Genomic DNA, 12,745 nt, shown 5'->3' on the forward strand with positions numbered 1-12,745 from the left:
TGATTGTTTGAATGGTGGAACCCAGTGTGAGGTTGGCCCCCAGTGAACGAGCTCCGCAAGGCCCGGTACGCCGTTGCCGCGGTCTTCTGTGTGCACGGCTCGGTGGTCGGATCGTTCGCGACCCGGGTGCCGTGGATCCAGGACCATGCGTCGGTGAGCCCCGGCCAGCTCGGTCTGGCGCTCGCCTTCCCGGCGGTCGGCGCCTCGCTGGCGATGCCGCTGGCGGCGCGGATCACCCACCGCTTCGGCAGCAGGACCGCCCTGCGCGGGCTGATCGCCCTCTTCACGCTCACCTTCGTCCTCATCTCGCTCGCGCCTAACCTGGTTACCCTGTGCGGCGCACTGTTCGTGTACGGGGCTACAGCGGGCATGGCCGACGTCGCGATGAACGCCCTGGGCGTCGAGGTCGAGCAGCGGATGGGCAGGTCGATCTTGTCCGGCCTGCACGGCATGTGGAGCGTGGGGACACTCATCGGCTCCGGGGTCGGCACACTGGCGGCCCACCTCGATGTGAGCGCCCAACTGCATCACGCGGTCGCTGCCGTAGTACTGACTGTCGCCGGTACTACGGCCTGCCACTGGGTGCTCGACCTGCAGCCGACCGAGGACGAGGAGGCGCCTCCACGCTTCGCCCTGCCGCCCAAGTCCGCGTGGTTGATCGGTGCGGTGGGCTTCTGCGCCGTCTTCGCCGAGGGCGCCAGCCTGGACTGGTCTGCGGTTTACCTGCGCGATGTGCTGACCACCTCGGCCGCTGTGGCCGCAGCAGCCACCACAGGCTTCGCATTGACGATGGCCGCGGCCCGGATCGCCGGTGACGCAGTGGTCGACCGCTGGGGCGCAGTACGGACCGTACGGATCAGCGGAGCCGTCGCCACGCTCGGCGGCGTACTAGTGGTGCTGGCCGGCCATCCACTGGTAGCTATGGCCGGCTTTGGCCTGCTGGGGCTGGGGGTAGCGGTGGTGGTGCCGCTGGCCTTCGCCGCAGCCGGTCGTACCGGCCCCAACGCCAGTCAGGCGATCGCCGGAGTCGCCACGGTCACCTACACCGCGGGCCTGATCGCTCCGTCGATCATTGGCGGCATAGCCCAAGCCAGCAACCTCACCATCTCCTTCATCCTGGTGACGCTGCTCGCAACGGGTATCGCGGTCTTCTCCTCCGTCCTACGGCCTGCCGGCGTGCGGGACACTCACCTCGACGGTTGAGACCAGTCCGGTGCGCTCCGGACTCAGCATGTGCTCGAAGCCGCGCCACTGGGCGCTGAGCATGTACAGCGTGGTGCCGTCGGGCCCACCGAGCATGCAGGAGAAGGCGCCTCGGTCGAGGTCGACCGTCTCGAGCACCTCGCCGCGCTCCCGCACGCGGACGCATCGTTGGGCGGGCACATCGGCGTACCAGGCAGCGCCTTCGGCATCGAGGCAGATGCCGTCGGGGTGACCGTCGGGGAGGTCGGCCCAGACGCGGCGGCTGGACAGGCTGCCGTCGACTGCGATGTCGAAGCCGGCCAGCTGGCCTGCGTGCGACTCGGCGACGATCAGCGTCGAGTCGTCGGGCGTGATCGCCATGCCGTTGGCGAACCTGATGCCGTCGGCAACTTGCCGGGCCTGCCCGTCGGGCGTCACGACGACGACCACGCCGGGCTGGCTGAAGTCGAACCAGCCGCCGTTGACGAAGACGTTGCCACGGCTGTCGACCACGATCTCGTTGAACATGTCGGCCAGCCCGCGCAGGTCGGCGTACGGGACCAGGTTGTCGTCCTTGTGCTGGAACAGCGTCGTGCCGGCGATCACGAGCAGCGTGCCGCCGGGCGTCCAGTCGATCGAGAACGGGATCGTGTCCTTTGGCACGGTGACGACTACCTCACGCACGCCGTCCGCGTCGATGGCGAGCACCTCGCCGGTCCCCCAGTTCGCCAGCCACAGCCGCCCGTCGTGCCAGCGCGCCGATTCGCCGTACCCGAGCCCGTCCACCAGAAGCTTTGTCATACCTCTAGTACGAAACGGGCGGTCGGGTTTCGACATCAACTGCGCCTGGCTGTCACGATCGCGTACTCGTTGGAGACCTTGAAGGCCGCCGGGTCCTCATTGATCTCTTGTACTGCGGCCAGCAGGCGCCCGTCGAGCTCGGCCCGCAACTCCGCGCCGTCGGGGCGCGAGGCCAACGCCTGCGCCGCACTCACTGCCATCGGGTGCTGCGCCGACTTCTCCAAGTACTCCTCGGCCGACGTCCCGGTGAGGTTCATCGAGCGCACCTCGACCTCAACCCCGAACCCGTACTTGCCGAAGGCGTCTCGCAAAGCCGCCTCGTCGTGCCAGGCAAGCGGCTTGGGCGCGGCCGGGTCAGCAGGCTTGGGGGCACCGAAGACCTCGGCCATGAACTTGCCGGCGGTGTTGTTGATCGCCATCATCGAGCCGCCGGGGACCCACGAGGTCAGCCGGATCAGCCCATCGGGCGCCGTCACCCGGGTCATCTCGGCGATCGCCGCGTCGGCGTCCGGCGCGAAGATCACCGCGAAGATCGACAACAGCAGCTCCGCAGTACCGTCCTCCACTGGGATCGAAGCAGCATCGCCGGCGATGAACTCAGCCTGCAACCCGCGCTCGGCAGCACGCTTCCGAGCGACCTCCACCAATCGAGCGGCCGGGTCGACTCCCGTCACCACCGCGCCACGCTCGGCAGCCAGCAGCGCCGCGTTGCCCGTCCCGGTCCCCAGGTCGACGACCCGCTTGCCCGCCAGCGGCTCAGACATCGCCACCACAACCTCAGAGATCGGCAGCAACGCCTCCCCCGTCGGCTCGTACTGCCCCAAACCCCAGTCGAGCTCCACAGCCCACTCCCTCTACCCCGAAGACCTGTCCGCCCCAGTAGACCACCACCCCTTGCAGCCAGCACCCGTTGCTGGGAGGGATCGCCCTTGCAGTTGACACTGTGGGAAGCCGGAGAGTGAGAGGGCCATGATGAACATCGGAGAATTCGCCCGCCTCGGCGGTGTCACCACCCGCATGCTGCGGCACTACGACGCCCTCGGCCTGCTCGTCCCCGCCCACGTCGACCCGCACACCGCCCGCCGTTCGTACGACCTGGCGCAGCTGCCAACACTCCACCGCCTGCTGGCCCTCAAAGGTCTCGGCATCCGGCTGGACGAGCTGGGCCCGCTGCTGTCAGAGGGCGTCGACCCAGCGGAACTGCACGGCATGCTCCGCCTCCGCGAGGCCGAGCTGGAACGCCAGGTACGCCAGCAGCGGCACACGCTCGACCGGGTGAAGGCGAGACTCCGACTGATCGAGCAGGAGCCCCCGATGCCCGTCGAAACCAAACACGTCGAACCCATCACCCTCGCCGCCCTCTCAGCAGACGCCCCAGACGCCAGCCGCCAACAAACAGGCGCCGTCGTCCAATCGCTGTTCGAGCAGGTCATCGACCAGATGGAGACTGGCGGCGCCGACCGTACGACACCGATAGCTCGCTACCAGCCGTCCGCTGAAGCCCCCACCGTCCATGTCATTGCCGGCTACGCACTAGCGGGCAATGAGATCCCCGGGCTGCACGACCACGTGCTGCCCGCCGCCGAGGTAGCGGCAGTCGTCCACCGCGGACCGATGAACACCATCTCCAGCGCGTACCAGGAGCTCGCCCAGTGGGCTGAATCCACCGGGCGAACTCCCACGACACTCACCTGGCGCGAGTACTACCTTGAGGCCGCCGGCGACGACCAGAGCGACTGGATCGTCGAAGTACAACTGGAACTCTGACAGCTACTTGTCGGTGGCGAAGGCGTCGTCGAAGGAGCCTTCGGGCTTGTCGAAGGCCAGCGCGCGGATGGTGTTGACGGCCTCGGCGGCGCCGACCTTGCGCTCCATCCCGGCGTCTTCCCACTCGACCGAGATCGGGCCCTCGTAGCCGATCGAGTTGAGGACGCGGAAGCAGTCCTCCCAGTTCACGTCACCGTGGCCGGTCGAGTAGAAGTCCCAGCCGCGCCGCGGGTCGCCCCACGGCAGGTGCGAACCGAGCCGTCCGTTGCGCCCGCCGCCGACCCGCATCCGGGTGTCCTTGCAATCGACGTGGTAGATCCGGTCCTTGAAATCCCACAGGAACGCGGCCGGGTCGATGTCCTGCCAGACCATGTGGCTCGGGTCCCAGTTCAGCCCGAACGCCTCGCGGTGCCCGATCGCTTCGAGCGTCAGCGTCGTGGTCCAGTAGTCGTAGGCGATCTCCGACGGGTGCACCTCGTGCGCGAACCGCACGCCGACCTCGTCGAACACGTCGAGGATCGGGTTCCACCGGTCGGCGAAGTCCTTGTACCCGGCTTCGATCCGCTCGGCCGGTACCGGCGGGAACATCGCCACGTACTGCCAGATCGACGACCCGGTGAAGCCGATCACCGTCTTCACGCCGAGCTTGGCCGCGGCGCGAGCGGTGTTCTTCATGTCCTCGGCCGCCCGCTGCCGGACGCCCTCGGGATCGCCGTCGCCCCACACCCGCGACGGCAGGATCGCCTGGTGCCGGAAGTCGATCGGGTCGTCGCAGATCGCCTGCCCCACCAGGTGGTTGGAGATCGCGAAGACCTGAAGACCGTGCCGCTTCAGGATCTCGTGCCGGCCGGCGATGTAGTTCTCGTCGTCGATCGCTTGCTGGACGTCGAAGTGGTCGCCGGAGCAGGCGATCTCGACACCGTCGTATCCCCAGGAGGACGCGAGACTGCAGACCTCCTCGAAGGGCAGGTCGGCCCACTGACCGGTGAACAGGGTGATCGGGCGTGGCATGTGCAGGCTCCTCAGTTCAGTTTTCGACAGTGATCCAGGCGCCGTCCGCGGCAGCGGATCGGAGTACGGCGTCGACGAGATGGGCAGAGCGGGCACCGGCCGCGAAGTCCGGCAGGCCGTCCGGTTGGTCGCCGTCCAGCGCAGCCGCGTAGGTGTCGGCGACAAAGGAATCGAAGGCGTCCTGGTAGCCCTGCGCATGGCCGGCAGGCAGCCGATTGATCCGCGCGGCGGGCGGGCTGAGGGTGTCCGGATCGCGGGTCAGCAGCTGACTCGCCGCACGTCGCCCGACCCACAGCCGATCCGGATCCTCCTGGTCGAAGCCGAAGCTCGACTCGGTCCCGGAAACCTCCAGATACAGCCGGTTCTTGCGACCGGCCGCGACCTGGCTGACGACGACCGTCCCGACGACACCGGCCGCAGTACGGAACTGCGCGGTCGCCAGATCTTCGGTCCGTACTTCCACCCCGCCGCGATTCGCGCGAATCGTGCGGGTCTGCGCGCTGACGTCGGCGATCCGGTCACCGGTGACGAACTCGGTCAGGTCACACCAGTGCGAGCCGATGTCAGCGAACGCCCGAGACGGACCGCCCGCGGTGTCGTCCACCCGCCAGTTCTGATCGTTCTCCCCCGCGAGCCAGTCCTGCAGGTAACTCCCGTGCAGGCTGGTGATCTGGCCGGCCTCACCCTCGGCGATCCTGGTCCGCAGCTCGCGCACCATCGGGTGGTACCGGTAGACGAACGGCACCGTGGCGACGCGGCCAGCCTCCAATGCGGCGGCGAGCAGGCCTGTCGCGTCCTTGGCAGATGTCGCCAATGGCTTCTCGCAGATCACGTGCTTGCCCGCTTCGAGCGCTTGCAAGGTGACCGGCAGGTGCGTGTTGTTCGGCGTACAGACGTGGACGAGATCGATGTCGGCGGCAAGCAGTTCGTCGAGCGTCGCGAAGCCTCGCTCGGCGCCGGACGCCTCGGCCGCAGCCTCCGCCCGCTCGGGACTGGACCCGACCGCACCGACGATCTGGGCGCCCGCGACCAGCGCGGACCGGCCGTGCACGCGGCCCATGAAGCCGCCACCGACGATCCCGACCTTGAGCTTGCGCGCTGTGGTGGACATGACGGCGACGCTATGTTGAACTTTTGTTCCCCGTCAAGCAAAAGCCTGGCGGCCCGCGACGAAAGTGCTGCCGATGCGCGAGTTCGGTCCCGCCCACGGGGTACTGCGGCTGCTGCTCGACGGGCAGCCGCGGACCCGCGCCGAGCTGATCGACCTGAGCGGACTCGGGCGATCGACAGTCACCGTCCGGCTCGAGGAGCTGCTGGCGGCCGGCTTCGTCGTACCGTCCGGCGAAGCGGCATCGAGCGGTGGCCGGCCGCCGGCCAGGTTCGCGTTCAACCCGTCGGCACGGTTGGTGCTGGCGGCTGATGTCGGTGCGACTCACCTCTCAGTGGCGCTGACCGATCTCAGCGGCACCGTCCTCGGCAGCACCACCGCTGCCCTCAACATCGCCGAAGGCCCCGAGACAGTCCTCGCCGCCCTCACCACCACCGGTCGCGCGCTACTCGAGGACGCCAGGCGCTCAGATGCAGACCTGGCCGGCATCGGCGTCGGATTGCCCGGCCCGGTCGAGCACGCCACCGGCCGCCCGAACCACCCGCCGATCATGCCCGGCTGGGATTCGTACGACGTCGTCGGCCGGCTCACGAACGAATTCGGTTCCCCTGTCCTGGTCGACAACGACGTCAACCTGATGGCCCTCGGCGAGCATGCAGCCCAGTACTCCGACGTCGAACACCTGCTGTTCGTGAAGGTCGCCACCGGCATCGGCGCCGGCCTTGTCACGGGCGGCCAACTGCACCGCGGTGCCCAAGGCGCGGCCGGCGACATCGGCCACATCCAGTCCCCCGGCCACACCGAGCTCTGCCGCTGCGGCAACACCGGCTGCCTGGAAGCGGTCGCCTCCGGCGCAGCCATAGCCACCCAGCTACGAGCCGCGGGCCTCGACGCGACCAGCAGCCAGGACGTTGTCGAACTGGTCCGCGCCGGCAACACAACCGCCACCCATTCGGTCCGCCAAGCCGGCCGCGAGATCGGCACCGTACTGGCCGCCTGCGTCAGCCTCATCAACCCATCGGTCCTGGTGATCGGCGGCTCCCTCGCCCAAGCCGGCGACCACCTCCTGGCCGGCATCCGCGAAGCCATCTACGCCAGATCCTTGCCCTTGGCCACCACCGAACTGAAGGTCGTCCCCTCCCGCATCGGCCAACAAGCAGCAGTCCAAGGCGCAGCCGCAATGGTCCTTCAGCACACCCTAGGGTTCTAGCCCCAGCGTTCCGACTTTGCGGAGCGGGAGACCAGGCTGAAGAGCATGTCCTTGGGGGTCATCTCGCCGGCGACTACCTTCGTGACGTGTTCGGCGATGGGCATCTCGACGTCGTGGTGGTGTGCCAGCTCGGTGATGGAGGCGCAGGATTTCACGCCTTCGGCGACCTGACGAGTGGCGCCCGCGATCTCGGCGACCGTCATGCCCTGGCCTAGTTTTTCGCCGAAGGTGCGGTTGCGGGAGAGCGGAGACGAGCAGGTCGCGACCAGGTCGCCCAAGCCCGCGAGGCCCGAGAACGTGTGCTCGTCGGCGCCCAGCGCAGTACCTAGGCGGGCGGTCTCAACGAGCCCGCGGGTGATGACGGATGCGCGTGCGTTGTCGCCGAAGCCGAGGCCGACAGCCATACCAACGGCGAGGGCGATCACGTTCTTGGTGGCGCCGCCGAGTTCGCAGCCGATGACGTCGTTGTTCGTGTATGGACGGAAGGTCGGCGAATGGCACAGCTTCTGCAGCCGGGCGGCCGTGCCCTCGTCGGCACACGCCACGACGGCCGCAGCCGGTTGTCCCTCGGCGATCTCGCGAGCGAGGTTCGGACCGGAGACGACAGCGATCCGCTCGGGGCCGGCGCCGGTGAGTTCCGCGATCACCTCGCTCATGCGCTTCGTCGTACCGACCTCGACGCCCTTCATCAGCGACACCAGCGGTACCGCCGCCGGCAGCACGTCGGCCCAGTCGCGCAGGTTGTCCCGCAGCGACTGCGACGGAACGGCGAGCACGATCGCCTCGGCTCCGTCGGCGGCGAGCGCCGGGTCATGCGTTGCGGTGATGGCGTCCGGCAGCCGCAGACCAGGGAGGTAGTCGGGATTCTCATGCTGCGTGTTGATCGCCTCGCACAGCGATTCGCGACGCCCCCAGACCGAGACCTGATTGCCGGCCTGGGCCAGGACGATGGCGAAGGCAGTCCCCCAGGACCCAGCGCCGAACACCGCAACCTTGGTCATCGCGTCTCCCCATCCTCACGGTTCTTGTGCTTGCGCGGGTCATAAAGCTCAGCAGGCGGAGTCTCCCCACGCAGTACGCCGAGCTCCCCGGCGACCCGCTGCATGATCACCTCGGTTGCTTCGTGCAACAGCTCGTTGGTGATCGGCTTGCCCTGGAAAGCACTCAGGTCGACCGGCTCACCCGCGATCACCCGCATCGTCTTGCGCGGCAGCAACCGCACTCGAAGGCTCCCGTACGAAGCGAAGACCTCCTGCGCTCCCCAGTTGGCGATCGGGATCACCGGACAGCCGGTCATCAACGCGATCCGGGCGGCGCCGGTCTTGCCGGTCATCGGCCAATGGTCGGGATCACGCGTGATCGTGCCCTCGGGATAAACGCCGACGCATTCGCCCTTCTCCACCGCTGCAACAGCGGCCCGGAACGCGTCCGCGGCCTCGGCCGAATCGCGATAGACCGGAATCTGTCCGGCGCTGGTGATGATCCGGCCGGCGATCGGCAGCTTGAACAGCGACGCCTTGCCGAGCAGCCGCGGAATCCGCCGGCATTCCCAGATGTAGAACCCGAGCACGAACGGGTCGAAGTGCGAGATGTGGTTCGTCACGAACACCATGCCACCGGTCCGCGGCACGTTCTCGCGGCCGCGGAAGTCCCGTTTGGTCCAGGTCAGCATGAAGGGTTTGACGATGGCGACGACCAGGCCGAACCAGAACCCGCGGCGTGGCCGGGGTCCCTCGGTGGTGCACTGGCCGTTCACTGCTGCCTCCTGGTGGCTGTGGTTGCCGTCGGTCATGGGAGAATCCTGCCTGATGGCAGACCTACAGGTCGCTCCCTGGACCCTGGTGATCCCGGTGAAGCGTACGGCGATCGCGAAGAGCCGGCTTGCTTCCGCCTACCCGCAGCACCGGCCAGAGCTCGCTCGTGCCTTCGCAGTCGACACTACTGCGGCCGCACTCGAGTCTCCTCTGGTCCGCGCCGTCCTGGTTGTCACGGATGACCCAGTGGTCGCAGCGGACGTCACGGCGATCGGTGCGCGCGTAGTACCGGATGTAGCGGGGGCAGGGCTCAATGGGGCTCTGGAGCACGGTGCGGCGTTCGCTGCTGCCGAGTACCCAGAGGCCGGAGTAGTGGCGCTTTCAGCAGACCTACCGGCACTCAGGGCTTCCGAGCTAACCGCTGCGTTGGCAGCGTGCACAGCAGAGCGCAACTTCGTCATAGACGAGCCCGGGACCGGTACTACGATGCTTGCCGCCGCCCCCGGCAGTCCCCTCACCCCGCTCTTCGGTGTGGGCTCTGCCCAGGCCCACCAGGCCTCAGGAGCTCTACCGATCGAGCTGACGAGCATCGAGTCGCTGCGGCGTGATGTGGACACAGCGGCGGACCTGGCACACGCAGTACAGCTAGGTGTTGGTCCTCGAACGGCTGACGTGATGTCGCTCGTCATGGGCGCTGCGACAGGCACTGAGGGCCTGGCCTGCTGAAAGGCCGCTACGGTAAAGGCATGCAAGCAACTGTCAGCCGCTACGACGCTACGACGGCATCCGGCGCAGTGTTGACCGACACCGGCATCGAGCTGCCCTTCGACTCCGAAGCCCTCGTCGGCACTCCGGTGCGCCTGCTCCGCCTCGGCCAGCGGGTCCGCCTGACCACTACCGGCAGCGGCGCGGGTCTGGCGATCTCCGAGGTCCACTTCATCACCTTGCCGTAGGCAACTCGGCAAACAAGCAGCAACGGCGAAGGCCGGTCGCCCCTGGTGTGGGGAGACCGGCCTTCGCTAGTACAGCGGGTACTACGAGGTGCTGACGGGTCAGCGGGCGGCTGCGCGCTTCGCCGGAGCCTTCTTGGCGGGGGCCTTCTTGGCCGGCGCCTTCTTGGCAACGGTCTTGGCCGGGGCCTTCTTGGCGACCGGGGCCGTCTTCTTGGCGGCGGCCTTGACCGGGGCCTTCTTGGCCGGGGCCTTCTTCGCAACCGTCTTGGTGGCAACGGCCTTGGCCGGGGCCTTCTTGGCGGCGGCCTTGACCGGAGCGGCCTTCTTGGCCGGGGCGGCCGTCTTGGCCGGAGCAGCCTTGGTGGCCGGGGCCGCCTTCGGTGCAACCAGCTTCGGCAGCTTCTTCGCGCCGGAGACAACGGCCTTCAGCTCCGCGCCGGCGCGGAACTTCGGAACCACGGTCTTCTTGGCGCGCTTGGTCTCGCCGGTCCGCGGGTTGCGGACCATGCGGGCACCGCGCTCGATGGCCTCGAAGGCTCCGAACCCGGTGATGGCGACCTTGCCGCCCTTCTTGGTCAGCTCGCGCTGGACGGTGTCGATCACCGACTCCAGGGCGTGCTGGGCCGAACGGCGATTTCCGTCGAAGTGCACTGCGAGCGCTTCGACCAACTGGCTCTTGTTCACTGTCTTCCCTCCGTGAACGATGGCGTCGAGCACAGCGCTCGATCTTCCGTGAACGTTATGGACTCTTCGGCGTGTGCACAAACACCAACGCGGCAATTCGGCCTTGTTTCAGGCGATTTGGGCAAAATTTTCCCTCGAATCGCCACTTGGGCGGCTTCTGAATCCCTTCAGAGCAACGAACCGGCGACCAACGGTGACCTCGGCCACAACCCCGTTAGGCCATTCTCAAAGGCCTCCGGGGGCGCGCTACAACCAGCCGCGGCGCTTGAAGATCAGGTGCAGACCACCACAGACCATCGCCATCAGGCCGACCGCGAACGGATAACCGAACTGCCAATGCAGCTCCGGCATCGAGTCGAAGTTCATCCCGTAGACGGTGCCGATCAGGGTCGGCGCGAACAGGATCGCCGCCCAGGCAGAGATCCGCTTCACCTCTTCGTTCTGGTCGTTGCTGGCGACCGTGAGGCTCTTCATCTCCTCGTTCTGCTGCTGGGCGACCAGGGTCGCGTTCACCGTCAGGATGTCCCGCAGCAGTTCGCGAAACGCGTCCACCCGCTCCACCACCTGGGTGACGTGGTCGGCCACGTCGCGCAGCGAACGTTGCAGTTCCTCATCGACGCCGTACTTGTCGAAGCCGGCGCGCAACGAATCCAGCATGCCGACCAATGGCCGCGTCGCGCGCTGGAACTCGATCACCTCACGGGACAGCTCATAGATGCGCCGCGACACCTTCGGGTCGCCGCGGAACACCTCGGTCTCGATCTCGTCGATGTCGTTCTCGAGGCCGGCGACCACTGGCGCATAACCGTCGACGACCTTGTCCATGATCGCGTAGAGAACAGCCTCGGTACCGCGCCGCAGCAACTCCGGATCGCGTTCCACCCGGCGCCGGACCGCGGCCAGGTTGGGCGCTTCCGCGTGCCGGACCGTCACCACGAAGTCCGGGCCGACGAACACGTGCACCTCGCCGAACTCGACCTCCTCGGTCGCGTCCCGGTACCTGGCGGCCTTCAGTACGACGAACAACGTGTCGCCGTAGCGCTCGAGCTTCGGCCGCTGATGAGCCTGGATGGCGTCCTCGATCGCCAGCTCGTGCAGGTCGAACTCCTGTGCCAGCGAGGTCAGCTCGCGCCGGTCAGGGCGGTACAGGCCGATCCAGGCAAGGCTTTTCGGCGACTCGTGCAGCACCTGGTAGGTGTCGGCCAGCGACTCGGGTGACGCGACCCGCGAGCCGTCGCAGTAGATCGCGCTGTCGACGACGCTGTGCCCCTTGGGCTTCGGAGTCGCGGCGGGCGACGGCTTCTGGTCAACGGGCGCCGGCGCGGCGGTGGTACCGGCGTACCGGCGGGCGGCGGCGCGAAGCGACGGGGTGCGGCTGAACGCACGCAGGGTGCGCAGGCGGATGTCGGACATGACAAGTCCTCCAGGTGCGAGGTGTGGGATCGATGGAAGAAACACATCGCCCGGCCCCGCGCCGCAGGTCACCCCGCGCGGATCCGCGACGGGGTGACCTGACCTGTCAGAAGAGGATTCAGCGCCTCAAGGCCGGACGAGATCCGTATGTCTGGAGGGTTCGCTGCTCATGGCGCCCCACCTCCAAGATCTCGGTCCTGCCTTGTGCTGACAACTTCGCAAGGATAACACCGGAGTTATCGGTGAAACTGTGCGATGCGTTACGCCTTGGCCGGAAGCGTGGCCGGCTTGAAGGCCGGCCGGGTGGCCTCGTACGTGGTGATGTCGGCCTCGTGGGACAAGGTGATGCCGACGTCGTCGAGCCCGTTCAGCAACCGGTAGCGGGTGTAGTCGTCGATCTCGAACGGCGCCGAGACGTCGCCGGCCGAGAGCGTCTTGTTCTCCAGGTCGACCGTCACCTTGGTGCCCGGGTCGGCCTCGATCGCGGTCCACAACTGCTCGACGACGTCCTGCTCGACGAGTGCCGCGAGCAGGCCGGCCTTGCCCGAGTTGCCGCGGAAGATGTCGCCGAACCGCGACGACACGACGACCCGGAACCCGTAGTCCAGCAGGGCCCAGACGGCGTGCTCGCGCGACGATCCGGTACCGAAGTCAGGCCCGGCGACGAGCACCGAGACCCCTTCGTACTCGGGCTGGTTGAGGACGAAGGCCGGGTCGTTGCGCCAGGCAGCGAACAGGCCGTCCTCGAAGCCGGTGCGGGTGACCCGCTTCAGGTAGACCGCCGGGATGATCTGGTCGGTGTCGACGTTGCTGCGCCGCAGCGGGGCCGCGGTGCCGATGTGCTGGGTGAAGGCTTCCATGA

The 12,745-nt window shown here is 67.7% G+C and carries 14 protein-coding genes; 5 read left to right on the top strand and 9 right to left on the bottom strand.

Features of this window, described 5'->3' with window-relative positions:
- The first annotated feature begins 42 nt into the window (after nucleotides 1–42).
- Nucleotides 43–1,203 (top strand): MFS transporter, encoded by a 1,161-nt coding sequence (locus OHA70_RS38115; protein ID WP_328326455.1) that lies wholly within the window; start codon nucleotides 43–45, stop codon nucleotides 1,201–1,203.
- Here OHA70_RS38115 and OHA70_RS38120 read toward each other — a convergent pair.
- Together OHA70_RS38120 and OHA70_RS38125 are read right to left on the bottom strand one after the other, a co-directional pair.
- Entirely contained in the window at nucleotides 1,162–1,983 is an 822-nt protein-coding gene (locus OHA70_RS38120) for an SMP-30/gluconolactonase/LRE family protein (protein ID WP_328326457.1), read from the bottom strand. The genes OHA70_RS38115 and OHA70_RS38120 overlap by 42 nt on opposite strands.
- Before the next feature lie 35 nt (nucleotides 1,984–2,018).
- Nucleotides 2,019–2,825, bottom strand: coding sequence for a class I SAM-dependent methyltransferase (locus OHA70_RS38125; protein ID WP_328326459.1), 807 nt, complete (start codon nucleotides 2,823–2,825; stop codon nucleotides 2,019–2,021).
- Nucleotides 2,826–2,955: 130 nt separating this feature from the next.
- On the opposite strand from OHA70_RS38125, the gene OHA70_RS38130 reads away from it, so the two are divergent.
- Entirely contained in the window at nucleotides 2,956–3,750 is a 795-nt protein-coding gene (locus tag OHA70_RS38130; protein WP_328326461.1) for a MerR family transcriptional regulator, read from the top strand.
- Between the two features lie 3 nt (nucleotides 3,751–3,753).
- Here OHA70_RS38130 and OHA70_RS38135 read toward each other — a convergent pair whose 3' ends face one another.
- Together OHA70_RS38135 and OHA70_RS38140 are read right to left on the bottom strand one after the other, a co-directional pair.
- Nucleotides 3,754–4,761: a sugar phosphate isomerase/epimerase family protein gene (locus OHA70_RS38135; RefSeq protein WP_328326463.1), complete on the bottom strand. Its 1,008-nt coding sequence runs from the start codon at nucleotides 4,759–4,761 to the stop codon at nucleotides 3,754–3,756.
- 16 nt (nucleotides 4,762–4,777) lie between these two features.
- Nucleotides 4,778–5,872 carry a Gfo/Idh/MocA family protein gene (locus OHA70_RS38140; RefSeq protein ID WP_328326465.1) on the bottom strand — a complete coding sequence of 365 codons (1,095 nt, stop codon included), beginning with the start codon at nucleotides 5,870–5,872 and terminating at the stop codon, nucleotides 4,778–4,780.
- Between the two features lie 73 nt (nucleotides 5,873–5,945).
- Here OHA70_RS38140 and OHA70_RS38145 point away from each other — a divergent pair, with 73 nt between their 5' ends.
- Nucleotides 5,946–7,079, top strand: coding sequence for an ROK family transcriptional regulator (locus OHA70_RS38145; protein WP_328326466.1), 1,134 nt, complete (start codon nucleotides 5,946–5,948; stop codon nucleotides 7,077–7,079).
- Here OHA70_RS38145 and OHA70_RS38150 read toward each other — a convergent pair.
- Both OHA70_RS38150 and OHA70_RS38155 read right to left on the bottom strand, forming a co-directional pair.
- Nucleotides 7,076–8,080: an NAD(P)H-dependent glycerol-3-phosphate dehydrogenase gene (locus OHA70_RS38150; RefSeq protein WP_328326469.1), complete on the bottom strand. Its 1,005-nt coding sequence runs from the start codon at nucleotides 8,078–8,080 to the stop codon at nucleotides 7,076–7,078. The genes OHA70_RS38145 and OHA70_RS38150 overlap by 4 nt on opposite strands.
- A complete protein-coding gene (locus OHA70_RS38155) occupies nucleotides 8,077–8,871 on the bottom strand; it encodes a lysophospholipid acyltransferase family protein (RefSeq protein WP_328326471.1) in 795 nt (264 codons plus the stop codon). The genes OHA70_RS38150 and OHA70_RS38155 overlap by 4 nt, the downstream gene beginning before the upstream one ends.
- A gap of 16 nt (nucleotides 8,872–8,887) precedes the next feature.
- Here OHA70_RS38155 and cofC point away from each other — a divergent pair, with 16 nt between their 5' ends.
- Together cofC and OHA70_RS38165 are read left to right on the top strand one after the other, a co-directional pair.
- On the top strand, nucleotides 8,888–9,559 hold the full coding sequence (gene cofC, locus OHA70_RS38160; protein WP_328326473.1) for a 2-phospho-L-lactate guanylyltransferase: 672 nt from the start codon (nucleotides 8,888–8,890) through the stop codon (nucleotides 9,557–9,559).
- A gap of 20 nt (nucleotides 9,560–9,579) precedes the next feature.
- Nucleotides 9,580–9,786 (top strand): hypothetical protein, encoded by a 207-nt coding sequence (locus OHA70_RS38165; RefSeq protein ID WP_328326475.1) that lies wholly within the window; start codon nucleotides 9,580–9,582, stop codon nucleotides 9,784–9,786.
- Between the two features lie 99 nt (nucleotides 9,787–9,885).
- On the opposite strand, the gene OHA70_RS38170 is transcribed toward OHA70_RS38165, so the two are convergent.
- The 3 genes from OHA70_RS38170 to leuD form a co-directional block, all read right to left on the bottom strand.
- Nucleotides 9,886–10,470: an HU family DNA-binding protein gene (locus OHA70_RS38170; RefSeq protein ID WP_328326477.1), complete on the bottom strand. Its 585-nt coding sequence runs from the start codon at nucleotides 10,468–10,470 to the stop codon at nucleotides 9,886–9,888.
- Between the two features lie 246 nt (nucleotides 10,471–10,716).
- The gene (gene corA, locus OHA70_RS38175; protein ID WP_328326479.1) at nucleotides 10,717–11,883 is read right to left on the bottom strand and encodes a magnesium/cobalt transporter CorA; all 1,167 of its coding nucleotides are present in this window, start codon (nucleotides 11,881–11,883) and stop codon (nucleotides 10,717–10,719) included.
- A 260-nt stretch (nucleotides 11,884–12,143) separates the two neighbouring features.
- Nucleotides 12,144–12,743 carry a 3-isopropylmalate dehydratase small subunit gene (leuD, locus tag OHA70_RS38180; RefSeq protein WP_328326481.1) on the bottom strand — a complete coding sequence of 200 codons (600 nt, stop codon included), beginning with the start codon at nucleotides 12,741–12,743 and terminating at the stop codon, nucleotides 12,144–12,146.
- Nucleotides 12,744–12,745 lie beyond the last annotated feature (2 nt).

The organism is Kribbella sp. NBC_00382, from assembly GCF_036067295.1.
Classification (GTDB): Bacteria; Actinomycetota; Actinomycetes; order Propionibacteriales; family Kribbellaceae; genus Kribbella.